General features: G+C 55.8%; 17 protein-coding genes and 2 pseudogenes. 13 read left to right on the top strand and 6 right to left on the bottom strand.

Annotated features, from left to right (window positions below):
- The 3 genes and pseudogenes from E8F20_RS08860 (at position 1) to E8F20_RS08850 (ending at position 3400) form a co-directional block, all read left to right on the top strand.
- Positions 1 to 642, top strand: a complete 642-nt coding sequence (locus E8F20_RS08860; RefSeq protein ID WP_280283422.1) for a hypothetical protein — start codon at positions 1 to 3, stop codon at positions 640 to 642.
- Positions 643 to 953: 311 nt separating this feature from the next.
- Positions 954 to 1157: pseudogene (locus E8F20_RS08855) on the top strand (methyl-accepting chemotaxis protein); the annotation flags it as partial.
- Positions 1158 to 1588: 431 nt separating this feature from the next.
- On the top strand, positions 1589 to 3400 hold the full coding sequence (locus tag E8F20_RS08850) for a GGDEF domain-containing protein (RefSeq protein WP_280283421.1): 1812 nt from the start codon (positions 1589 to 1591) through the stop codon (positions 3398 to 3400).
- Positions 3401 to 3638: 238 nt separating this feature from the next.
- Here the strand turns inward: E8F20_RS08850 and E8F20_RS08845 are convergent, their stop codons facing one another.
- Positions 3639 to 4775: an LLM class flavin-dependent oxidoreductase gene (locus tag E8F20_RS08845; RefSeq protein ID WP_280283420.1), complete on the bottom strand. Its 1137-nt coding sequence runs from the start codon at positions 4773 to 4775 to the stop codon at positions 3639 to 3641.
- A 305-nt stretch (positions 4776 to 5080) separates the two neighbouring features.
- Here E8F20_RS08845 and E8F20_RS08840 point away from each other — a divergent pair, with 305 nt between their 5' ends.
- Complete coding sequence (locus tag E8F20_RS08840; RefSeq protein WP_280283419.1) at positions 5081 to 5689, top strand: TetR/AcrR family transcriptional regulator; 609 nt, start codon at positions 5081 to 5083, stop codon at positions 5687 to 5689.
- Between the two features lie 529 nt (positions 5690 to 6218).
- Here E8F20_RS08840 and E8F20_RS08835 read toward each other — a convergent pair.
- Positions 6219 to 6476, bottom strand: a pseudogene (locus tag E8F20_RS08835) (transposase); the annotation flags it as partial.
- Between the two features lie 367 nt (positions 6477 to 6843).
- Here E8F20_RS08835 and E8F20_RS08830 point away from each other — a divergent pair.
- The 9 genes from E8F20_RS08830 to E8F20_RS08790 all read left to right on the top strand — a co-directional run bounded on the left by E8F20_RS08830 (position 6844) and on the right by E8F20_RS08790 (position 16339).
- Positions 6844 to 7587 carry a dienelactone hydrolase family protein gene (locus tag E8F20_RS08830; RefSeq protein ID WP_280283418.1) on the top strand — a complete coding sequence of 248 codons (744 nt, stop codon included), beginning with the start codon at positions 6844 to 6846 and terminating at the stop codon, positions 7585 to 7587.
- 66 nt (positions 7588 to 7653) lie between these two features.
- A complete protein-coding gene (locus E8F20_RS08825) occupies positions 7654 to 8985 on the top strand; it encodes a PAS domain-containing protein (RefSeq protein WP_280283417.1) in 1332 nt (443 codons plus the stop codon).
- 439 nt (positions 8986 to 9424) lie between these two features.
- Positions 9425 to 9925: a hypothetical protein gene (locus E8F20_RS08820; protein ID WP_280283416.1), complete on the top strand. Its 501-nt coding sequence runs from the start codon at positions 9425 to 9427 to the stop codon at positions 9923 to 9925.
- A 46-nt stretch (positions 9926 to 9971) separates the two neighbouring features.
- On the top strand, positions 9972 to 11477 hold the full coding sequence (locus tag E8F20_RS08815) for a CoA-acylating methylmalonate-semialdehyde dehydrogenase (RefSeq protein ID WP_280283415.1): 1506 nt from the start codon (positions 9972 to 9974) through the stop codon (positions 11475 to 11477).
- Between the two features lie 48 nt (positions 11478 to 11525).
- Positions 11526 to 12299 (top strand): enoyl-CoA hydratase, encoded by a 774-nt coding sequence (locus E8F20_RS08810; protein ID WP_280283414.1) that lies wholly within the window; start codon positions 11526 to 11528, stop codon positions 12297 to 12299.
- A gap of 32 nt (positions 12300 to 12331) precedes the next feature.
- Positions 12332 to 13222, top strand: coding sequence for a 3-hydroxyisobutyrate dehydrogenase (mmsB, locus tag E8F20_RS08805; RefSeq protein WP_280283413.1), 891 nt, complete (start codon positions 12332 to 12334; stop codon positions 13220 to 13222).
- Positions 13223 to 13224: 2 nt separating this feature from the next.
- Positions 13225 to 14325: an enoyl-CoA hydratase/isomerase family protein gene (locus E8F20_RS08800; protein ID WP_280283412.1), complete on the top strand. Its 1101-nt coding sequence runs from the start codon at positions 13225 to 13227 to the stop codon at positions 14323 to 14325.
- A gap of 36 nt (positions 14326 to 14361) precedes the next feature.
- Positions 14362 to 15513, top strand: a complete 1152-nt coding sequence (locus E8F20_RS08795; protein WP_280283411.1) for an acyl-CoA dehydrogenase family protein — start codon at positions 14362 to 14364, stop codon at positions 15511 to 15513.
- 160 nt (positions 15514 to 15673) lie between these two features.
- A complete protein-coding gene (locus tag E8F20_RS08790) occupies positions 15674 to 16339 on the top strand; it encodes a TetR/AcrR family transcriptional regulator (RefSeq protein ID WP_280283512.1) in 666 nt (221 codons plus the stop codon).
- On the opposite strand, the gene E8F20_RS08785 is transcribed toward E8F20_RS08790, so the two are convergent.
- The 4 genes from E8F20_RS08785 to E8F20_RS08770 all read right to left on the bottom strand — a co-directional run.
- On the bottom strand, positions 16321 to 17271 hold the full coding sequence (locus E8F20_RS08785) for a LysR family transcriptional regulator (protein WP_280283410.1): 951 nt from the start codon (positions 17269 to 17271) through the stop codon (positions 16321 to 16323). The two genes, E8F20_RS08790 and E8F20_RS08785, sit on opposite strands and share 19 nt — an antisense overlap.
- Before the next feature lie 306 nt (positions 17272 to 17577).
- The gene (locus E8F20_RS08780) at positions 17578 to 18372 is read right to left on the bottom strand and encodes an SDR family oxidoreductase (RefSeq protein WP_280283409.1); all 795 of its coding nucleotides are present in this window, start codon (positions 18370 to 18372) and stop codon (positions 17578 to 17580) included.
- A 174-nt stretch (positions 18373 to 18546) separates the two neighbouring features.
- Positions 18547 to 19638 (bottom strand): LLM class flavin-dependent oxidoreductase, encoded by a 1092-nt coding sequence (locus E8F20_RS08775; protein ID WP_179060129.1) that lies wholly within the window; start codon positions 19636 to 19638, stop codon positions 18547 to 18549.
- Between the two features lie 68 nt (positions 19639 to 19706).
- Positions 19707 to 20865: LLM class flavin-dependent oxidoreductase (locus tag E8F20_RS08770; protein WP_218649258.1), on the bottom strand; the 1159-nt coding region annotated here is incomplete at its 5' end.

Genomic DNA, 20865 nt, shown 5'->3' with positions numbered 1-20865 from the left:
ATGTCTCGGCTGGACGATCTTGAGGCCTTCCTTCACAGCCAACCTGGGATGGCTCTTAAGCCATCTCAGGATGGCTGTGTCCATATCAAGGGCCGACTGAGATTTTCTGCCTCATACGAGGGGTCCCCTACGGTAGTCGACAGTTTTCAGCTGCATATCAAAATCTCGCAGCAGATCAAAGATCAACTGCCAGAGGTGTATGAGATTGGAGGAAGAATACCCAGCGACGGCAACCACCATATCAATCCAAACGGCACCATTTGCCTTGGAGCCCCCATTCGACTCCACATGATTCTCGGCAAAAGCTTCACGCTCGCCAAGTTCATAGATCGATGTGTCATTCCATTTCTCTATGCAATATCGCTTGCCGAGAAGGGACACGAGAGATTCAAGCTTGGCGAACTTGCACATGGGGCCATGGGGTTGGTGGAGGACTACATCAAACTATTCAGCTGCTCGTCTAGGACTGAGGTGCAACGCTACCTCCAGACTCTGATTCAAAAGAAACGATTAGCAAACAAGAAGCGCTGCCCCTGCAACTGCGGCAGAAAGTTAGTGAAATGCCGAACTCACAACACAATGGTAGCGCTCCGAGTTGCTGTTCCTAAGAGGTTATTGAAGGACACACTTGCAGAAATTTAGGCCGGTACCCTCTAGAGATATGGGCCACCAACCACGGAGTCTGAACTTTCCAGGGGGGCAGCAGCATCATCCAGCAACTAGTGGCTGTAACGACGGGGCAACCTGCCGCACCCCGCACGCGCTAGGTGACCACCACCCTGAAGGCCTACGCCCTGCTCGCCACCGGCGCCGAAAAGTTCGCGGTACACGATAGCTTACGACTCCAAGACTGACTGTTCTCCGACTCTACAAATTGGGCATCATTGAGATGCCTGCTGGGCAAATGGAAGCGTCGGTGATGACATATTTCCGAGCAATGGCAAAGCGCGGAGCAAATTGGCCACCTTGCGAACGACGTGAAGTCATCCACTGATGTAATCAGGGACCTTCACCAAAGCAGTGAACGCATTGGCGGAGTCTTGGACGTCATCAAGATGGTGGCCGAGCAGACCAATCTTTTGGCACTCAACGCGGCTATCGAGGCGGCTCGCGCCGGTGAGCAGGGACGCGGCTTCGCAGTAGTGGCTGACGAAGTCAGCCACCTTTGATATCCGAGCGGAGTGGCAGTGCTCGCAGGACAAAGATCAGGAGGGAGCGCTCTTCGCGAGTTCGCGACGGGACCAGCAGACAAAGCAGTCGCAGTTCGCGCCGGGGGGTTAGGTGTGGATAAGTCATGGGCGCACGCCCTATTCATCGGCGTAGTCCCTGGCACAGAATGGGGTCTTGCTCCAGTCCAGGTCTTTACGGATGCAATGAAAGCTGATGACGAGCGGCGGCCGATCGATACGTAGCAGGGGCCACATACGGGTCTAAGCTGAGTGTATTCCCTTAGGGCCAATCTCTAATGGCTACCCCTAGCAAAGACACTCGCGCAGATGGTGCCTCAGTGGCAGCGGAGGCAGGCTGCAGTCTTCGGGAGCTGGAGCGACTTAACCGAACGCTCGAGACCCTTAGTGCAGGCAATCGTATGCTTCTGCGCTGCTCAAATGAGCAAGAACTACTGAACGGCATGTGCCGCGTAATAGTAGGAAAAGGCTATTATCGCTATGCCGGTGTTTGGAGTGCGCTAAACGACGATGGCTATCCCCTAGTCCATATGGCGTATGCACTCAGCTCTTCACATAGCCTTCAGGAGGCTGATTTTTTTAAAAGTATTTCGCTTTCGTGGGCAAATCCAGAAAGGGGAGGAGCCGCAGCTATCGCTGTCATTACAGGTAAAGCCTGTGTCGGCCGCAACCTTCTTACCGACCCTGACCACGCTAAATGGCGCGAAGACATGGTTCGTCTTGGTTATGGATCGGTTACTGCCTTTCCATTACGGGTAGGTTCAGTTGTCGTAGGATCTCTGTGCATCACTGCTACCGAACCTGACGTATTTGATGAGTCTGAAGTTTCTTTGTTAGGTGAGTTGGCTGATGATCTGGCGTTCGGGATAGAAAATTTACGCATACGTGCAAAGCATCAAGCTGCAGAAATAAAAATTCATCAAATGGCTTACTACGACCCACTTACCGGACTACCTAATCGAGAGATGTTTTATGACAAAATCAAGTCAGCCATTATAGAGCTCAGAGAGAAAAATCGCCCGCTCGCAGTATTGCTTCTAAAGGCCAAAAATTATCACGAAATCAAGGACACCTTTGGATACATACAGGGAGACAAGTTACTACAGGAGATCGCCAACCAGCTCTGCGCGACAATACTCTCAAGTGGATTTGTTTCTCGCGTAGGCGAGGCCGAATTTGCTATTCTTTATCCTCATGCGGACGCAGAATTGGCTATTCAAATGGCGCACAAGCTTAATACACTATTTCATTGTGCGCCTGACTCTTCTGGACTAACCCACTATACAAGGGTGACGATAGGAATTGCGTTATTCCCCGGCCATGGTGTTGAGCCGGATGCATTATTTAGGCATGCACGAGCTGCCATGTCCGAGGCGAGGCGCACAGGACGCGACTATGTGGTATTCGCGCATAGCCTTGATGAGGCATGCACCAACCGGTTATTACTGACGTCGGACTTGCGTGAAGCGATCAAGCTTGGCCAGCTAATACTCTATTGCCAGCCTAAATTCAGTTTAGCTTGCTCGCATCTATGTGGAGCTGAGGCACTAGTGCGTTGGCGGCATCCGGTTAGAGGCATGGTGCCTCCAAGCGAGTTTGTGACACTTGCTGAATTCACCGGACTGATTACCACACTCACCTTTTGGGTTCTCGAAGCTGCATTTAGACAATGCTTTGCATGGAATGAGTCAGGTTTAAACATTCCATTGTCCATAAATCTTTCGGCGCAAGACTTATGCGACACTAGGCTAGTCACCAAGATCGAAGGGTTGATGGCCACTTGGGGGGCGAAGTCGAATTGGATTCAGTTTGAGGTTACTGAAAGTGCGCTCATGGAGGACCCAACTAATGCGCTAGAAACACTGCGAAAATTGAAAGAAATAGGGGTTCAGCTTGCTGTCGATGATTTTGGAATTGGCTATTCCAGCTTGAGCTACCTACAAAATCTGCCGATAGATGCAATTAAGATCGATCAGTCTTTCGTTAAGCAAATGGCCGAGCACCCGAAGGCAGCTGCTATTGTTCACTCTACGATTGAGTTAGCGCACAGATTGAATTTAGAGGTAATTGCTGAGGGTGTTGAAAACCAAGAGGCTTGGGAGCGCCTCGTGAAGATGGGGTGCGATGTAGTTCAAGGTTACCACATAGGAGCGCCAATGCCAGCGGAAGCTTTCGGAGATTGGTTGGAGCACTCTAAATGGAAGTTATTTTAGAGGTAACAACCAAGTCGCTTGAAAAGGGGACGTTGCCCCCTGAGACCGAAGAGTCGGAAGAGGTGGCAATTTTTTCGAAAGAAAGGCGCAACTCTGGAAACCGGATGGTTTCGATATAAAGATATTGCCCACAATTCGAGCGGTAATAAGTAGCTCTTAACTCTCAGTCCATCAAATCGAAAAGCCCCCTGAGCGAAGCCTCAGGGGACACGATTAGGATAGCCTGCTAGCGCTAGGTTCAGCGATTAGGAAGCGCAATCTTGGGAGCGACCTCTTTAGCGATCAACTCTAGCGACTGAAACCAGGGCGCCGGATCATCATAGTAATCATGTGCTTCTACCTGTAGCGTCCCCCAACCACCTGTTGCTTCAAACAGCGCATTGATCTTCTCCTTCACGGTATCTGGCGAACCGACCAGGAAGACGTGATCCACCAAGAACTCAAGATCAGCATTAGCCGGATCGATACCTGCATCCTTGGCATACCCATCCATCATGCCGAATCGACGCCAGATGGGGATCAGGTAGTGCTGGAAGCAGTAGCCGATCGGTCCTTCCATCACCAAGCGCTTGGCTTCCTTGTCGGTTTCAGCACAAAACACAGTGTGGGATACCGCATGACGCGAACGCTCCGGGGTATGGCCCGCTTTAATGGCCGCTTCGGAATAGACTTCCCAGTGTTTCTTCAATGCATCAAGACCAGAAAAGATCGAAACCGGCTTGAAGTTGCGCTCACCGGCCAGACGCATGGACGGCGAGTTGTAGCTGAAACCGGTTACCGCGATCTCAGGTGCCTTTGCCCCCCAAGGGCTGAAATCCGCCAACTTATGCTGTTCATCACCCTCGGCACCTTCAAGCTCTTCCGGATACCCCGCATCCCAGTACTTACCTTTATAGAAGAATGGCTCACGCTTCCAGATCTTCTCCATGATAAACAGCGACTCTCGCACCATGTCGTTCAGGTCCTTGGTTTCGTCTCCACCGCTAGCCGTGTTGGACTGGCCGGCGTTGCGAATTCCGTGCATGTAGGAGGCCTGCGGATAGGCGCCAGCACCAATACCGAGGAAGTAACGGCCTTCCAGAATCTGTGACAACCAGCCGATCATGGTCGCTAGTTTTGCTGGATGCTGATGCGGCAGCAGGTGGGCCATAGGCCCGAACTTTATGTTCTTGGTTTGCAAGGCTGCAGCGGCGATTAAAAGTTCAGGGTTGGGGATGTTTTCCCAGATTTGCGAGGCGTGCTCGGAGATCATCATTGAATCGATACCGACGCTGTCCGCCTGCACGGCACTCTGGATACCCCAATCAAAGGTCTGCTTGGCTGTCCGGCCAGGACGCATGTAGGGATGAAAGATCAAACCAGTTTCCATTGCCATAATTGTTGTCTCCTCTAGATGGGGAATAGGCAAGGGAGGCATTAGCCTCTGTCTGCCGGCAGGTGCCAGCAGAGGCGACTATAACGGCGTTATAGAGACCAGTCAACCATCGCGTTGATGAATTTTTAATGCTTGTCACCCCAGCATTCGCTAAGCTGGACCCCTGGCGCTCCTAGATCGTGTCTGGTGCCAAATACCACACGAGCGGGAGCGACGAGGAAGAACCCTGACGATACCTTTTGTCCACCAGGATTAACCCAAATCGGCTCAGGGATTTTATTGAGTTTTATGCACAGGTTTATTAGATGAAATCGATGGTTTCTCCCAGCATTAAGGATCGCCCCAGCGACACTCTCGAAGTGAAGGAGCGCTTGCTGCAGGTAGCTCGGCACCTACTGAGTACAGAGGGACGCGAGGGGGCAAGCTCACGCGCAATCTGCGCCCTGGCAGGGGTCGGCGCACCAACGATCTATCATTACTTCGGCGATCTGACAGGGCTGCACCGGGCTGCCATTGATGAAACCTATGTGCAAGTAGCCGAAGCCTATCAACAGGGAGCGAATGAGCGCGGCCCCCAGCAAGGGTTGAGAAACGGCTGGGGCGCTTTTAATCACTTTGCTCATCAAGAGCCACTTATGTGCAGGATAGTTATCCAACAAATCCTAGCCGGCGAGCCTCCTGCTACCGTTGCGGAAACGCTGCGCACGGTAGAGAACGACCTATCGCGGCTAAATGAAGAAGGTGTCCTGAATTGCCCCGCTCATGAAGCCGTTCAATTATTATGGATAGGTACACTGGGAACAGCTTGCTTTACATCCATCAAAAAAAATGAAGAGCAAGAAAGTTACCCAGCATTACAAGAGAGGATGGTGGATATAGTCCTTAACGCGTTGTTTTCAAATAAAATCCAATAGATTTAGACGGACCTTTTGAGCATCTGGATAGTTTTACTTTTTATTTTACTGCGCGCACTTTCATCATGGATTAAGCGCTTACATGGCACGGCCAGTAACGCCAATTGTATTAAAACTGGTCGATACCGGGATCTTGCCGTCGCGAACGGCGTGGCGGCAGTGGCTCGAACTCACGCCTGAGCTTGGGCTTGCCCCGCACCATCCCGCTAACTTCAGCACGGCCTAAAGTCGCTGGGTGACTGGCGATACCGATTGCCGCCCATAAAAGCTCCATTAACTCAGCCTGACTGGAAAGCTTGCGCGTCAGGGCCAGTTGAACGAGAAGTGGGTGTTTCTCCGCGGAAATTCTCGACGGCCGTCCAGCCCTGGTCATCGGCTCGCCCTCGGGAAGGAACCAATGGATTACCTGATTTTGTCTACACCCTCTTAAGGAGTGGCTAGCACAGCATTCCGGTTTCAAGATGCGCTTCATGCCGACCAGCGCAGCCTGCTTGTCTTTTAGCATCTCCCGATTGCGCAGCGGCAACTAGCGGCTGCCCTTGACCACTAGTTGCGCCGGCTTGTCATGGCACAGGGCATTGGCCTGATCAACGCGGATCCGGTCGAGCACCTCGCGGCCATAGCGGGCGAAGACATAGAACAGGTCGCATACCACCTCCGCGCGTGGGCAATGCCATCTCACTTCCATATCGAAGGCGGTGTTCATGTCCATAGCCACTGACTCGAACTGTTGGCACCACTCGCCGAGCAGTTCGAAGAACAGCAAGATCGCCTTACGGCTGTTGCCGCGGAGAAGCGATGGCCCTTGTACAACGCAAATGCGAAGAAATGGCCCCATCGACTGCCTGCTTCGTCCCACATCCAGCACCGCCAACGATCGGAGTTCACGTCCCTTCGATACGCGCCACATATCAACACACGTGTTGACCAAGGAGGAAAGTCGATGCTAGGGTGCTCGACGAAGATTCCACACGCGGCCGTCGTCGCAAAACTCTTCAACGGAATGGTAAGCGAACCTGCCCGAGCAATTTGATCCAGCTCTCCGGCAGCACCTTAAAAGCTCGCTAAAGGCACTATTCCTGGAACCAACGCGTTAATTGGCGTTGGTCGGATTCGAATGCAGACAATTAAATAACAACAAGGGTTGCATCGCCTTGAATCACGAACAGGTTTCAATAGAAACACACGATGGCAAGTGTCAGGCGCACATCTTCAAGCCAGAGGGTCAGGGCCCCTGGCCCGCCGTGATCTTTTGCATGGATGGCTTTGGCATCCGTCCCACATTGTTCCAAATGGCTAGGCGGCTCGCACAAGGCGGCTATGTCGTATTACTACCTGACCTGTTTTATCGAGCTGGCCGCTATGGGCCATTGGCGCCTGCAGAGATTTTCAGAAGCCGCGATGTCATGGGCGCAATCGGCCACCTCCTCGCCTCAACGGACAATCACAAGGCGGCACGAGATGCGCAGGCATTCATAGACTACTTGGACACCCGCACCGATGTTGCTAGTCCCAATATCGGGACAACCGGATATTGCATGGGTGGTGGCATTTCTCTCTCCATTGCAGGCACATACCCGGATCGAATTTTGGCTGCAGCGAGCTTCCATGGAGGCAATCTTGCTACGGATGCTGAAACCAGCCCTCATTTACTGGCGCCATCAATCAAGGCGCGAGTCTATGTCGCCAGTGCCGATAGAGACGACTACTACTCACCACAAATGGCGAGGCGTCTGGAGAAAGCGCTGTTAGAGGCGGGCGTAGATCACCGATGTGAAACCTATGCAGGGGCCCTACACGGTTTCGCCGTACCTGACTTTCAAGAATTCAAGAAAGAAGCTGCCGAGCGCCATTGGCGCGAACTTTTTGGCTTGCTTGAAACGACACTTATTATTTAATAGCCACAATGTAATCATTTTTTAGTAGGCACAAGACGACCAACCTTAATTGCAACGGGCGCTCACATGCTGAAATCTAAAAGCCGCAGAGCTACAACTGAATGCCTTATGCATCTAATTGATGCGCTGGAAGGACACTCCACATCCAACGCACCAGAAGAGAATTTAACTACCCCTCCCCTAGTTAAGCGTGCTCACCGCGCATTGCGCGAACATGTGCAAGCGCAAGATCATAAGCAGCAACAACAGATTGCCCTCGCCAGCCAGATAATTTCGTTAACTCAGCAGCAAACCACTACCACGACCGAAAAATTTCATGTCGATCAGCGCATCGAACTAATTAGCCTAGCCAGCAACGAAGGACTTTGGGATCTTCCGGTGAAAAATGGAGACCCCGTGAATCCAAATAACTCCCTTTGGTGCTCAACACGGTTTCGCACATTACTTGGGCTGGATGACGAAAATGATCTATCCGTACAACTAGGAACTTGGATTCAGCGCATACATCCCGCAGATTTGAAACCTACAACGGATGCATTGAGCAAATATCTGAAAGATAGCCGAGACGACGTTACTTTTCGTACTGAATACCGACTACGTAATGCCACGGGCGATTATGTAAAAGTTGAGGTAAACGCAAGGGCCTGGCGTGACGCGAAAGGTGTACTGATACGCATGGCCGGCACTATACGTGACGTACAAGTACAGCGCGAACGTGATTGCGAACTGGAGCGGACGCTTGAGCGATTCGAGATTGCCAGGGAGATAATCAGCGACGGCCTCTGGGATATGGAGGTGAGAGGCGGCAACCCACTGAATCCTCACAATCCCCTATGGTGGTCGCAACAATTCCTTCAGATGCTTGGTTTCGAAGATCCAGATGAATTTCCCAATGTTCTCGAAAGCTGGGTTTCTCGCATCCATCCAGACGACAGACAAAATGTGTCCGATTTGTTTGGCGCACACATAAACGACAGCAGCGGTGGCACCCCGTTTGAGGCGACCTACCGGATAAAATTGAAAAGCGGCGAGTATCGCTGGTTCAGCTCCCGCTGCAAGACACTACGAAGCACTGACGGAAAGCCGCTCCGGATAGCGGGAGCGTTGGTAGACATGCACTCCCAGTACCAAGAGGAACAATTGCGTGAGGAGCGGGAACTGCAGGGTAAACTCATAGAACGAAACCTAAGTAAGCTTACCGAGATTGTTAGTGCTATCCAAGCCATCGCTAGCCGCACAAATCTACTCGCCCTCAATGCGGCAATTGAGGCCGCACGCGCTGGTGAGGCTGGACGAGGATTTGCAGTAGTTGCTGATGAAGTCCGAAAACTTGCGACACGAACAAGCGAGGCCACTCAACAGGCGGCCGAAATGCTTGCCACGCAAAATAACAATTAAAACCCCTCTTACGGGCAATACATTCCGAAACAGTAAAAATTTTACCACAAGGCGCCCCAAGCATCACAGCAACGCTAGCGACTTGCTTAGCGCCAAAATTGCGCACCCTATACAACAAATTATCTGAATAAATCATATGTCGCAAAACTATACGACGAAGGTGCACACCGTCGCTCCAACACCAAAAAAAACCAGCACTTGGCTGTGCAATCTCAAAACTCACTCATCACATCGACTGCGACCTTCAATCTAAGCGCATCACATGCTTAGGGATAGCATCGAGCCACCCAACCGGCATTTACAGACAGGGTATTTTTTAATGCACATCGCACAGGTTTTTTTGCTTATTTCATCCTAAATGCCTGCATCCCTATACTCGATTCAGCTAGCTCGTCGATGAATGACGTACCGGCCACGCAAAACAACAAGAGAACCAGCCATGAGCGACGTAGCTCTTAATAGTGCCCAGGGTAATCCAAAGCAATACCGCGGCGATGGCCTTTCCAGCATGGAGAGCACGACTATTGGATGGCACGAATTCCTTCTTTTCAGCACCGATGCCGCCCTATTCTTCAAAAAACTCCCCATTCCTTTGCAAGGTACCTTAGCTGCCTTCGCCGCCTATGCAGATGAGGTCATCGGTCATCTGATAGGCACGGTCTCCTCCATTCATGAGCAACGACTGCTGACTTGGGGGTGGAAATTTCCATATCTGCCCAAGATCACTCTGCGCCTTTTAGGCTTGCTTCTCCGAGCAAACTTCGTCACGTCTCCGGACCTTGGAAAGCTCAATCACAATAGCCTTCGTTCACAAGTGCTGCCGATTGCCGAACCTCATCGCTATATTGATAGCGACAACTTACCGGCCTACTCGGATTCACCGCTCCCCTTTTACCTAGTCCCTTCTCTACCAAGTACACGAAGTCAAACCTGGCTGTAAGAGTGATCAATCAACTTCTTTATAAACCACCCACAGGAACATATACATGGGCGCTTCAACTCCTAAAGTAAAGCTCTTAATCAACGGCGAATTTGTTGAATCGAAAACCACCCAGTGGCGTGACGTGGTCAACCCAGCCACCCAGGAAGTCCTGGCCAGCGTGCCCTTCGCCACCCAGGATGAGATGAATGCTGCCGTCGCCGCCGCCCAGGAAGCCTTCAAGACCTGGCGCAAGACCCCCATCGGTGCCCGCGCCCGCATCTTCCTCAAGTACCAGCAGCTGATCCGCGAAAACATGAAGGAGCTGGCCGCCTTGCTCACCGCCGAACAGGGCAAGACCCTGCCGGATGCTGAAGGCGACGTGTTCCGTGGCCTGGAAGTGGTGGAGCACGCGGCCAACATCGGCACCTTGCAGATGGGCGAGCTGGCCAACAACGTGGCCAATGGCGTGGACACCTACACCCTGCTGCAACCGATCGGCGTGTGCGCCGGCATCACCCCGTTCAACTTCCCAGCGATGATCCCGCTGTGGATGTTCCCCATGGCCATCGCCTGCGGCAACACCTTCGTCCTCAAGCCCTCCGAGCAGGACCCGCTGGTGACCATGCGCCTCGCCGAACTGGCCCTGGAAGCCGGCATTCCGAAAGGCGTGCTGAACGTGATCCACGGTGGCGTCGATGCGGTGAACCTGATCTGCGACCACCCGGACATCAAAGCCGTGTCCTTCGTCGGCTCCACCAAGGTGGGCACCCACGTCTACAACCGCGCCACCCTGAACGGCAAGCGCGCCCAATGCATGATGGGCGCCAAGAACCACGCCATCGTCCTGCCCGACGCCCACAAGCAGCAGACCCTGAACAACCTGCTAGGCGCTTCCTTCGGCGCCGCCGGCCAGCGCTGCATGGCCCTGCCGGTGGTGATCCTGGTGGGCGAGGCGCAGACCTGGCTGCCGGAGCTGGTGGAAAAGGCCAAGACCCTCAAGGTCAATGCCGGCGTCGAGCCGGGTACCGATATCGGCCCGGTGGTGTCCTGCGCGGCGCTGGACCGCATCAGCGGCCTGATCGCCACCGGCATCGAGGAAGGCGCCAAGCTGGTCCTGGACGGCCGCAACCCGAGTGTGCCCGGCTACCAGGAAGGCAACTTCGTCGGCCCGACCATCTTCTCCGGCGTAACCCCCTCGATGACCATCTACCGCGAAGAGATCTTCGGGCCGGTGCTCTGCGTGGTGAACGCCGCCACCCTGGACGAGGCCATCGCCTTCATCAATGCCAACCCGAACGGCAATGGTACCGCCCTGTTCACCCGTTCCGGCGCCGCCGCACGGCACTTCCAGGAAGAAATCGACGTTGGCCAGGTCGGTATCAACGTACCGATTCCGGTGCCGGTACCGCTGTTCTCCTTCAGCGGTTCGCGCGCTTCCAAGCTGGGCGACCTCGGTCCCTACGGCAAGCAGGTCGTGCTGTTCTACACCCAGACCAAGACCATCACCCAGCGCTGGTTCGACGAAAGCGATGTCGGCGGCGCAGTGAACACCACCATTACCCTCAAGTGAGGCTTCAGGGGCGGGCTATGAACCGCCCCTGATTCAGGAGACCTCTAGATGGCATTCGAATCTCTACTTGTTGAAGTCCATGGCCGCGTTGGCCTGATTACACTAAACCGACCCAAAGCGCTCAATGCGTTAAACGTCAATCTGATAGACGAAATCAACCGAGCATTAGACGGCCTGGATAGCGATCCCAACATCGGTTGCATGGTGATTACCGGTTCTTCCAAGGCCTTCGCGGCCGGCGCCGACATCAAGGAAATGGTCGACATGGCCTATCCGCAAGTTTTCCTTGATGACTTCTTCTCTGCAGCAGATCGCATTGCAGCCCGGCGCAAACCCCTGATCGCCGCTGTTGCTGGCTATGCGCTGGGCGGCGGCTGCGAGCTGGCGCTGATGTGCGACTTCATCTACGCAGCTGACAACGCTCGTTTTGCCCTGCCAGAGATCACCCTTGGTGTTTTACCCGGGATCGGCGGAACCCAACGCTTGGCTCGTGCCATTGGCAAGGCCAAGGCCATGGAGATGTGCCTAAGTGGTCGACAAATGGATGCCCAAGAGGCAGAGCGCGCTGGCTTGGTTGCACGCGTACTACCGGTTGAGCTCCTCCTCGAGGAAACGCTGAAAAGCGCTGCAGCCATAGCAGAGAAATCTATGCCGGCAGCCATGTTGATCAAGGAGTCGGTTAATCGCGCCTTCGAAGGCAGCTTGGCGGAAGGTATCCGGTTCGAGCGCCGAGTATTCCACTCCACTTTTGCCAACGCGGATCAAAGGGAAGGCATGAGTGCCTTCGTTGAAAAGCGTGCTCCCCGCTTTATTCACCGCTGAAATTTCTGGCCCGACCTCTGGAGGACGCCAACATGCATATCGGATTCCTTGGCCTCGGCAACATGGGCGGCCCCATGGCCCGCAACCTGCTCAAGGCCGGCCACAGCCTCACCGTGTTTGATCCCTCGCCGATCGCCACCGCCGCTCTCGTGGAGCTCGGCGCCCGCAGCGCCAACGGCCCGGCGGAGCTGGCCCGCGATGGCGTCGCCGCAATCATCACCATGCTGCCCACCGCGGCCCACGTGAAGGATGTCTACCTGGGCGCCAAGGGCCTGCTGGCCAACGTCAGCCAGGGGGTGCTGCTGATCGACAGCTCCACCATCGACCCGCTCAGCGCCCGCGAAGTGGCCAAGGCCGCTGCCGCCCAGGGCAATCCCATGCTCGACGCGCCGGTTTCCGGTGGCACTGGCGGCGCCGCAGCCGGCACCCTGACCTTCATGGTCGGCGGCACCGTCAGCGCCTTCGACCAGGCCCACCTGCTGCTCGCCGCCATGGGTAAGAACATCGTCCACTGCGGTGACACCGGCAACGGCCAGGTGGCCAAGATCGCCAACAACATGCTGCTGGGCATCTCCATGGTCGGCGTCGCCGAAGCCATGGCCCTGGGCGTCTCCCTCGGCATGGACGCTAAAGTGCTGGCCGGCATCATCAACACCTCCAGCGGCCGCTGCTGGAGCTCGGAGATCAACAACCCCTTCCCCGGCGTGCTGGAGAATGCACCGGCCTCCCGCGGCTACAGCGGCGGCTTCGGCACCGACCTGATGCTCAAGGACCTGGGCCTGGCCACCGAGGCTGCCCGCCACGCGAAGCAGCCGGTGGTGCTCGGCGCCGCGGCCCAGCAGCTCTACCAGACCTTCAGCCTGCAGGGGCATGGCGGCCTGGACTTCTCCGCGATCATCAACCTGTTCCGTCGGGAAGCCTGAGCATGAGCGAGCACGAGGCACCGGTCCTGGCCAGCGTGCGCAACCGCGTCGGCCACCTCACCCTCAACCGCCCGGACGGGCTGAACGCCCTGACCCTGCCCATGGTGCGCCTGCTTCATCGGCACCTCTGGGCCTGGGAACTGGACCCGGAAATAGCCGCAGTGGTGATCCGTGGTGCCGGCGAGAAGGCCTTCTGTGCCGGTGGCGACATCCGCATGCTCTACGAGAGCCATGCGGCCGGCGACAACCAGCACGAGCTGTTCCTCGAGGAGGAATACGCCCTGGACGAGTACCTGCACGGTTACGCCAAGCCGGTGCTGGCGCTGATGGACGGTTTCGTCCTCGGCGGCGGCATGGGCCTGGCCCAGTCCGCCTCGTTGCGGGTCATCACCGAGCGCACGCGGATGGGCATGCCGGAAGTCGGCATCGGCTTCTTCCCGGATGTAGGCGGCAGCTACTTCCTGCCGCGCCTGCCCGGTGAACTGGGCGTCTACCTGGGCGTCACCGGCCGCCAGGTGCGCGCCGCCGATGCCCTCTACACCGGACTGGCCGACTACTGTCTGCCGAGCGAGCGCATTGTCGAACTAGACCGGGCGCTGGATAACTTGCACTGGAGCTACGCGCCGCAGGAAAACCTCCACCAGCTGCTGGCCGGCCTAGCCACCGAGCGCATTCCCGGATCGGAGCTGAAGGCCTATCGCCAAGTTATCGACGAAATTTTTTCACTTCCCAATCTCAAGGAGATCCGCACGGCGCTGCAGTCCGACACCCGGCCCGGTGTACAAGATTGGGCAGAGGAAACGCTTCGCCTGCTCAACAAAAATTCCCCCCTCGCCATGGCTGTGACCCTCAAGCTACTGCGCTGCGGTCGATGCCTTAGTCTGGCTGACTGTTTCGATCTTGAGCTGCATCTTGACCGCCAGTGGTTCGACAAGGGCGACCTGATAGAGGGTATTCGCGCCCTGATCATCGACAAGGACAAAAACCCACGCTGGAACCCACCGAACCTTGAGGAGTTACAGGATGAACGGGTGAAAGCCTTTTTTGCAGGCTTCCATACCCGTCGAACCCCTGCAATAGCTGCTAAACGGCCAGAAACTTAATAGCGCCAGGCACGACCGATCCGCTGGAGACCTTTAATGCACGATATCGAACTCACCGAAGAACAACGCATGATCCGCGACATGGCGCGGGACTTCGCCCGCGCCGAAGTCGCGCCTCAGGCGCAGGCCTGGGAAAAGGCCGGCTGGATCGACGACGACCTGGTGCGGCAGATGGGCGAACTGGGCCTGCTCGGCATGGTGGTGCCCGAGACCTGGGGCGGCACCTACATCGACTATGTGGCCTATGCCCTGGCGGTGGAGGAAATCTCCGCCGGCGACGGTGCTCTCGGCGCCCTGATGAGTATCCACAACTCCGTGGGCTGCGGGCCCATCCTCAACTACGGAAGCCAGACGCAGAAGGACTTGTGGCTGCCGCAGCTGGCCAGCGGAACCGCCATCGGTTGCTTCTGCCTCACCGAACCCCAGGCGGGTTCGGAAGCGCACAACCTGCGCACCCGCGCCGAGCTCAAGGACGGCCAGTGGGTGCTGAACGGCGCCAAACAGTTTGTCAGCAATGGCAAGCGTGCCAAGCTCGCCATCGTCTTCGCCGTGACCGATCCGGAGCTGGGCAAGAAGGGCCTCTCCGCCTTCCTGGTCCCCACCGACACCCCCGGCTTCGTGGTGGACCGTAGCGAGCACAAGATGGGGATCAAGGCCTCCGATACCTGCGCCGTCACCCTGAGCGATTGTCGCATCCCCGAAGAGAACCTGCTGGGCCTGCGCGGCAAAGGCCTGGCCATCGCCCTGTCCAACCTCGAAGGCGGGCGCATCGGCATCGCCGCCCAGGCCCTCGGCATCGCCCGTGCGGCCTTCGAGGCGGCGCTGGGCTACGCGCGGGAGCGGGTTCAGTTCGGCAAGCCGATCATCGAGCACCAGAGCATCGGCAACCTGTTGGCGGACATGCACACCCGCCTCAACGCCGCGCGGCTGATGATTCTCCACGCCGCCCGCCTGAAGAGCGCCGGCCTGCCCTGCCTCTCGGAGGCGTCCCAGGCCAAGCTGTTCGCCTCGGAAATCGCCGAGCAGGTGTGCTCCAGCGCTATCCAGATCCACGGCGGCTACGGCTACCTGGAGGACTACCCGGTGGAGAAGTACTACCGCGATGCGCGCATCACCCAGATCTACGAAGGCTCCAGTGAAGTGCAGCGGCTGCTGATCGCTCGGGAAATGGCTAATTACACTTTATAGAACCTCTTGTGGGCGCCTCAGCGGTGCCCACAAGCGCCCCAACTATGCACCCACGATTATGACAAATATCCAAGAGTCGCTAGAAGCAGTACCTCTGGCGGCGAATAACAACGTTAGCTGTAGCCACATCGATGAAGATCTAATGTCCATGTCCATTACTTTGTTTGACGAGCTGCAGCCATCCACTCTCAGCCAAACTATAAGTACTACTGGCTCCCCAAAACGCTATCACCAAACACGTGAGAAAGCTCTGGAGTTATTCGCTAAGCGTGGCTATAGCCGAGTTAGCATGCGCGATTTGGCAGAGTTCATGGGCATTCGTGCCGGCTCTCTCTACAACCACATCGAAAGCAAAGAAGCCTTGCTGTTCGAGCTAATCGAGGAACTATATGAGCAGTTGCTAGATGGCGCGCTGGAATTGACCCACCGGGACGTCTCCCCCACAGCACGACTGCTTCTCCTCACTGAAACCCATCTCCAACTACACAACGGTATGGGCGCACACTTCCGTCTGGCGGAGTACGACGTACACTACCTCAATAACGATCACCAGGAGCGGATCCTAAAGTTGCGCCAACTCTATGAGGCAGTGCTAATAGAAACCGTGGAGCAACTAACTGGAGAGCCAGCATGCATGCTCCGACGTGCCGGCCTAGCTAGCATCGTTTCACAGCTTAACCAGTTACCGGCTTGGTTCGGAGAGGCACCAACTGGCAATACGGCAAAGTTTGAGATGCTACGCGAAATGATTATTGGATCCATACGAGGCGTGCTCCAGGCCACCCAGCGTATAGCTAACTCGGTAGCTCAAACCGGTGGCAGATAGCTCATCGATGTTGACTCGCCCATCAGTAGCGGCTGGTTAAGCTCGACGCAGCCCCGCAGATATTCGGCTACCTGAGTAATACGGCGGAGTTTACGTAGATCCTCGCTATAATAGATCCAGAACTGCCGCACTACCTCGATCTCACCCGGAAGAACTTCGCACAGACCCTGATTCTGTCCTGCTAGAAAGCAGGGAAGAATTGCAAGCGCTCTTCCCTCCAGCGCTGCATGGTAATGAGCAATCACACTAGTACTACGCAGTTGGCGTACCGCTCCGGGTACAAGGTCATTCAAGTAGAGAAGCTTGGGGCTGAAGGCTAAGTCTTCAACGTAGGAGATGAACGTGTGCCCGGCCAAGCTTTCGAGGCTGAGAATCGGCGCATGATTGGCCAAGTACCCAGGAGTGGCATACAAGCGAAGACGGTAGTCGCAAAGCTTAGAACAGACATACGGCCCCCGTTGCGGACGCTCCAGCGTGATAGCGATATCAGCCTCGCGCCTAGACAAGCTCACGAAGTGTGGCACCGGGAGAATATCCAATGAGATGTGTGGATGGCGGTCCTGGAATCGACTCATATGTTGAGTAATGAAACTGGAGCCGAATCCCTCAGTGCAACCGATACGCACATGCCCAGACAGTTCCAAGCCAGCGCCTGAAACTTGCTCGCAGGCTGCCTGTAGGGTGCTTTCAAGAGTCTCGGCGTAACTCAGCATGCGCTGCCCTTCGAGCGTGAGCACAAAACCCGCAGACCTAGATTTCTCGAATAGCAGTGCACCCAGGTTCTGCTCCAGAACACGGATTCGACGCGAGACTGTGGTGTAGTCAACGCCCAGCCTTCGAGAAGCAGCACTGGCGGTACCGGTGCGCGCCACTTCTAAGAAAAAGCGCAGGTCATCCCAATTTAGACGCTCAAGGCTGGCGCGATTTGGCATATTTTCCTCCAGTTCGCACGATCGGGGCTTAGCTAGCACGACCGACAGCAGTCGCGCCTCCCTTATCAACACTTATGTTGACTAGAGAGAACCTTTACACCATATAGACCAAAAAATCAAGTCCGACCGAACGGCGGCAGCCGCAGCGGGAACCTACACGCGAGTTCAAACAGATTGAGATGTTCTGAGGGCGTTGAACAGCATCACTAGCTGCGCCGTATTCTTGGCAAGGCCAGGGACTCGCCCCCTCACACATTACCGAACTAGGGCTCGACCATCCGAACGCTTGACCGCCCCGTATAAGGTTCACGGGGCCACTATCAGACCACCGTCAAGGGGAATAACCGTCCCAGTAAGATAGGCGCTTGCACGGGAGATTAAATAGATGGCAGTGCCGCCAATATCAGTTGCACTGCCAAACCGATGAGCAGGTATACCATCCAACACTGCGCGCTCAACTTCAGCATCAGCGATGACCCCGGCGGTCAGGTCGCTTGGAAAAAAACCCGGGGCAATGGCGTTAACGTTGATGTTCCGCGAACGTAAATCTGATGCCAGCGTACGGCTAAGCTGATGAATGGCAGCCTTGCTGCAACCATAGGCATAGGCGCCCCCGAAACTTTTTCCGAGAATGCCACCCACTGAACCGATATTGATTATGCGCGCCGGATCGTCAGCTGTGCCGGCCTTCTCCAGCAGGGGACACAGTGCCTGGATCAGGAGAAACGGCGATTGCAGGTTGAGGCTCATCACCGCAGACCAGTTTTTCTCTGTGACAGAGCCCAGTGGCGGCGCATGAAATACACCGGCATTGTTAACCAGCGCGTCCAGCAGGGAGCAGCGGGCCTGCACGGTGCGAAACAAATCGGCCAGATGATCATCGCGCACAAGGTCACACTCAATGAATTCGAACCCCCCGTACTCTGCCAGTTCATTGTTCAGACTGTCTGCCGCAGCACGGTCGCGCCCAGCGACCATCACCCGGCAGCCTGCCGCTACCAGACAGCGGGTAATCATTGCACCGATGCCCTTGGCCCCACCTGTAACCAATACTGTTTTTCCGGCGACGGAAAACAATCCAGATATGTCATTCCAAGACATAAATCTGAGCTCCTTGTCAGTTGAGTACTACAAGATGTGAAATGGCTGCCAAACAGCAGCCATTTGCGGCCGGATCAATACAGCAAAAACAACGCAACTTGATCCTTAGTGCGACCTGCTTTGATTAGAACTGGCAAAGCTAGGCGGAGGAGACCACCACCTAGCCTTTCGTTCTTACGATGTTTTGACGCGGGGTATCACTTCTTGCGCCAGTCGCTGCAGCGACTCGAAATAGGGTTCCGGGTTGTCGATATTGTCATGCGAGTTGACGATGACCTGACCGCAACCCCCAGTGCGCTCGATCATTGCCTCGATCTTTCGCGTCACGGTTTCCGGCGAACCACAGAGCCAGACATGGTCGGCAAGGAAGTCCATATCTATCTGACTGGGATCAATATCCACACCAGCATCCGCGATGATGCCTGGGAACAGATTGAACTTCTTGTAGATCGGGAACAGATAGTGCTCCCAAGTCTTGGCCATGCCACTGGCCTTGGCGCGCCGGCGGGCCTCGGCATCGGAGTCGGCAATGAAGATCTCCCGCGTCACACGGAAGCGCGACGTTTCCGGAGTAAAGCCCTTGGACTGCATAGCTGTGGCCCAAGTGTCGTAATGAGAACGCATAACCTCATGACCACCGAAGAAGGAGATCGGGCTGTAGTTGCGCTCACCGGCCCACTTCAGCGACGAGGAGTTTTTGGTCAGACCGGTAACGGCAATTTCCAGTGCCTCGCGGCCACCCCAGGGGCTGTTGTCCGCGATCTCCACATCATATTCGGGCATGGTATCCGGCCCAGGGAAGCCGGCCTGGAAGAACTTGCCCTTCTCCATGAAAGGTTTGCGCGCCCAGACCTTCTCCATAAGATCCAGCGCCTCAAACATCTGCTCTTGCAGCGGGCCAATGCCTTCGAAACCGTGCAGGATGGCATCGGTGTGATGTCCACCGGGCGCCACACCAAGGAAATAGCGACCTTCAAGAATCTGTGACAGCCAACCAACCTGAATCGCCAGACTAGCCGGGTTGTGATAGGGCAGCAGGTGCGCCATCGGCGCAAAACGGATGTTTTTGGTGATCGGCGCTGCGGCACCGATGATGATCTCCGGACAGGGAATGTTTTCCCAAGCCAGAGTCGCATGCTCACCGATCATGAAATCGGCAAAACCCGCCTCATCACAGACTTGTGCCAGCTTGAGAGACCAATCGAACATCTCCCGCGCAGTGCGGTGAGGAAGATTATAGGGAGTATGGAAAAATCCGCATTGCATAGTCATTACCTCTTGTTATTGTTTAGCCTGTCAGACTGGCTTGCCAGGCAAACCAGCCATGCAATCACTTAAACCAACGTGCCTTCGGCATCCTTGGTCGCGAAGCGAGGAGCCACCAGGCTGGCAAACTTTTCCAGTTCCTCGTTGTTCTGCTCCGGGTCCAGGTGACCCTGACCGAACATCAGGAACAGCTCGTTGAAGCCCAGGCGGTCATGGGCGCGGCCGATCTGATCGGCGATCTCGTCAGCCGAGCCGATCAGCACGTTCGGCATTTTCTGGCCGAACGGGATGAACCACTTGTCCCAGAACCACTTGTGCTCGGCCATCAACTGCTTGGCCTTGTCCTTGTCATCGGTCAGCATCAGGAAACCACCCCAGGCAGCAACATCCTCACGGGCAACCTCCCGCTCGTGCTGGCGTGCGGTATCGGCATAGCGGGTCCACAGGGCATCACAGAAGTCCAGGTCGGAAGCCAGCACGATTGGCTTGCCGCCTTCCCGGGCCCACATGTCGACGGTGCGCATGCTGCCGGCAAAGCCGCCGTAAATTTTCGGGTGGGGACTCTGGTAGCACTTCGGCGCAATGCCGATCTGGCGCACGATGCCATCTGCATCCATGCCCTTGCCCATGCTGGCATAGGCCGGGTGACCGGCAGAGCCGCCATTTGGCGGAAACTCCCAGTGTTTGCCCTTGTGGCTGAACACGTCGTTGGCCCAGGCCTTCTTGATGACCTGCAGCGATTCCTCGAAGACTTCGCGGTTCAGCGCATCTTGCTCGTCGCGGGCCTTGGCGTTGTCCGGCGTAGTGGCGCTGACACCCGGACGCGCAGCATAGGAGTCGACCCAGCGCGCATGGTAGCCACGGGTGAAACCAACCATCAGGCGCCCTTGGAGCATGTGGTCAAGGGTGGCGATTTCTTCAGCGATACGCACCGGGTTATGGGTCGGCAGGGTGTACCCCATGATGCCGGCCTTCATCCGCTTGGAATGCAGGCCCACATAGAGACTGAACATGCCGGGATGGTTGTTGATCTCAAAACCTTCGATCTGCAGGTGATGCTCAGGCTGGCAATAGCCTGCATAACCAAGCTCATCCGCCAGACGAACGTAATCACGCACTTCGGATAGAAAGCGCTGATACAACTCAGGACGCTGCCCAGCCATACCCGCTTCCAGCTCATAACGACGACCGATCACACCTGTTTGCATCAAATGAAACTTCATTGCG

Source organism: Pseudomonas sp. BN415 (genome assembly GCF_029871195.1).
Taxonomy (GTDB): domain Bacteria; phylum Pseudomonadota; class Gammaproteobacteria; order Pseudomonadales; family Pseudomonadaceae; genus Metapseudomonas; species Metapseudomonas resinovorans.
The sequence above is the reverse complement of the archived record's forward strand: the minus strand, read 5'-3'. Positions and strand labels throughout refer to the sequence as shown.

Coding starts and splice junctions, on each gene's coding strand:
- E8F20_RS08860 (WP_280283422.1), top strand. CDS start 1: ATGTCTCGGCTGGACGATCTTGAGGCCTTCCTTCACAGCCAACCTGGG.
- E8F20_RS08850 (WP_280283421.1), top strand. CDS start 1,589: ATGCTTCTGCGCTGCTCAAATGAGCAAGAACTACTGAACGGCATGTGC.
- E8F20_RS08845 (WP_280283420.1), bottom strand. CDS start 4,775: ATGGCAATGGAAACTGGTTTGATCTTTCATCCCTACATGCGTCCTGGC.
- E8F20_RS08840 (WP_280283419.1), top strand. CDS start 5,081: ATGAAATCGATGGTTTCTCCCAGCATTAAGGATCGCCCCAGCGACACT.
- E8F20_RS08825 (WP_280283417.1), top strand. CDS start 7,654: ATGCTGAAATCTAAAAGCCGCAGAGCTACAACTGAATGCCTTATGCAT.
- E8F20_RS08820 (WP_280283416.1), top strand. CDS start 9,425: ATGAGCGACGTAGCTCTTAATAGTGCCCAGGGTAATCCAAAGCAATAC.
- E8F20_RS08815 (WP_280283415.1), top strand. CDS start 9,972: ATGGGCGCTTCAACTCCTAAAGTAAAGCTCTTAATCAACGGCGAATTT.
- E8F20_RS08810 (WP_280283414.1), top strand. CDS start 11,526: ATGGCATTCGAATCTCTACTTGTTGAAGTCCATGGCCGCGTTGGCCTG.
- mmsB (WP_280283413.1), top strand. CDS start 12,332: ATGCATATCGGATTCCTTGGCCTCGGCAACATGGGCGGCCCCATGGCC.
- E8F20_RS08800 (WP_280283412.1), top strand. CDS start 13,225: ATGAGCGAGCACGAGGCACCGGTCCTGGCCAGCGTGCGCAACCGCGTC.
- E8F20_RS08795 (WP_280283411.1), top strand. CDS start 14,362: ATGCACGATATCGAACTCACCGAAGAACAACGCATGATCCGCGACATG.
- E8F20_RS08785 (WP_280283410.1), bottom strand. CDS start 17,271: ATGCCAAATCGCGCCAGCCTTGAGCGTCTAAATTGGGATGACCTGCGC.
- E8F20_RS08780 (WP_280283409.1), bottom strand. CDS start 18,372: ATGTCTTGGAATGACATATCTGGATTGTTTTCCGTCGCCGGAAAAACA.
- E8F20_RS08775 (WP_179060129.1), bottom strand. CDS start 19,638: ATGCAATGCGGATTTTTCCATACTCCCTATAATCTTCCTCACCGCACT.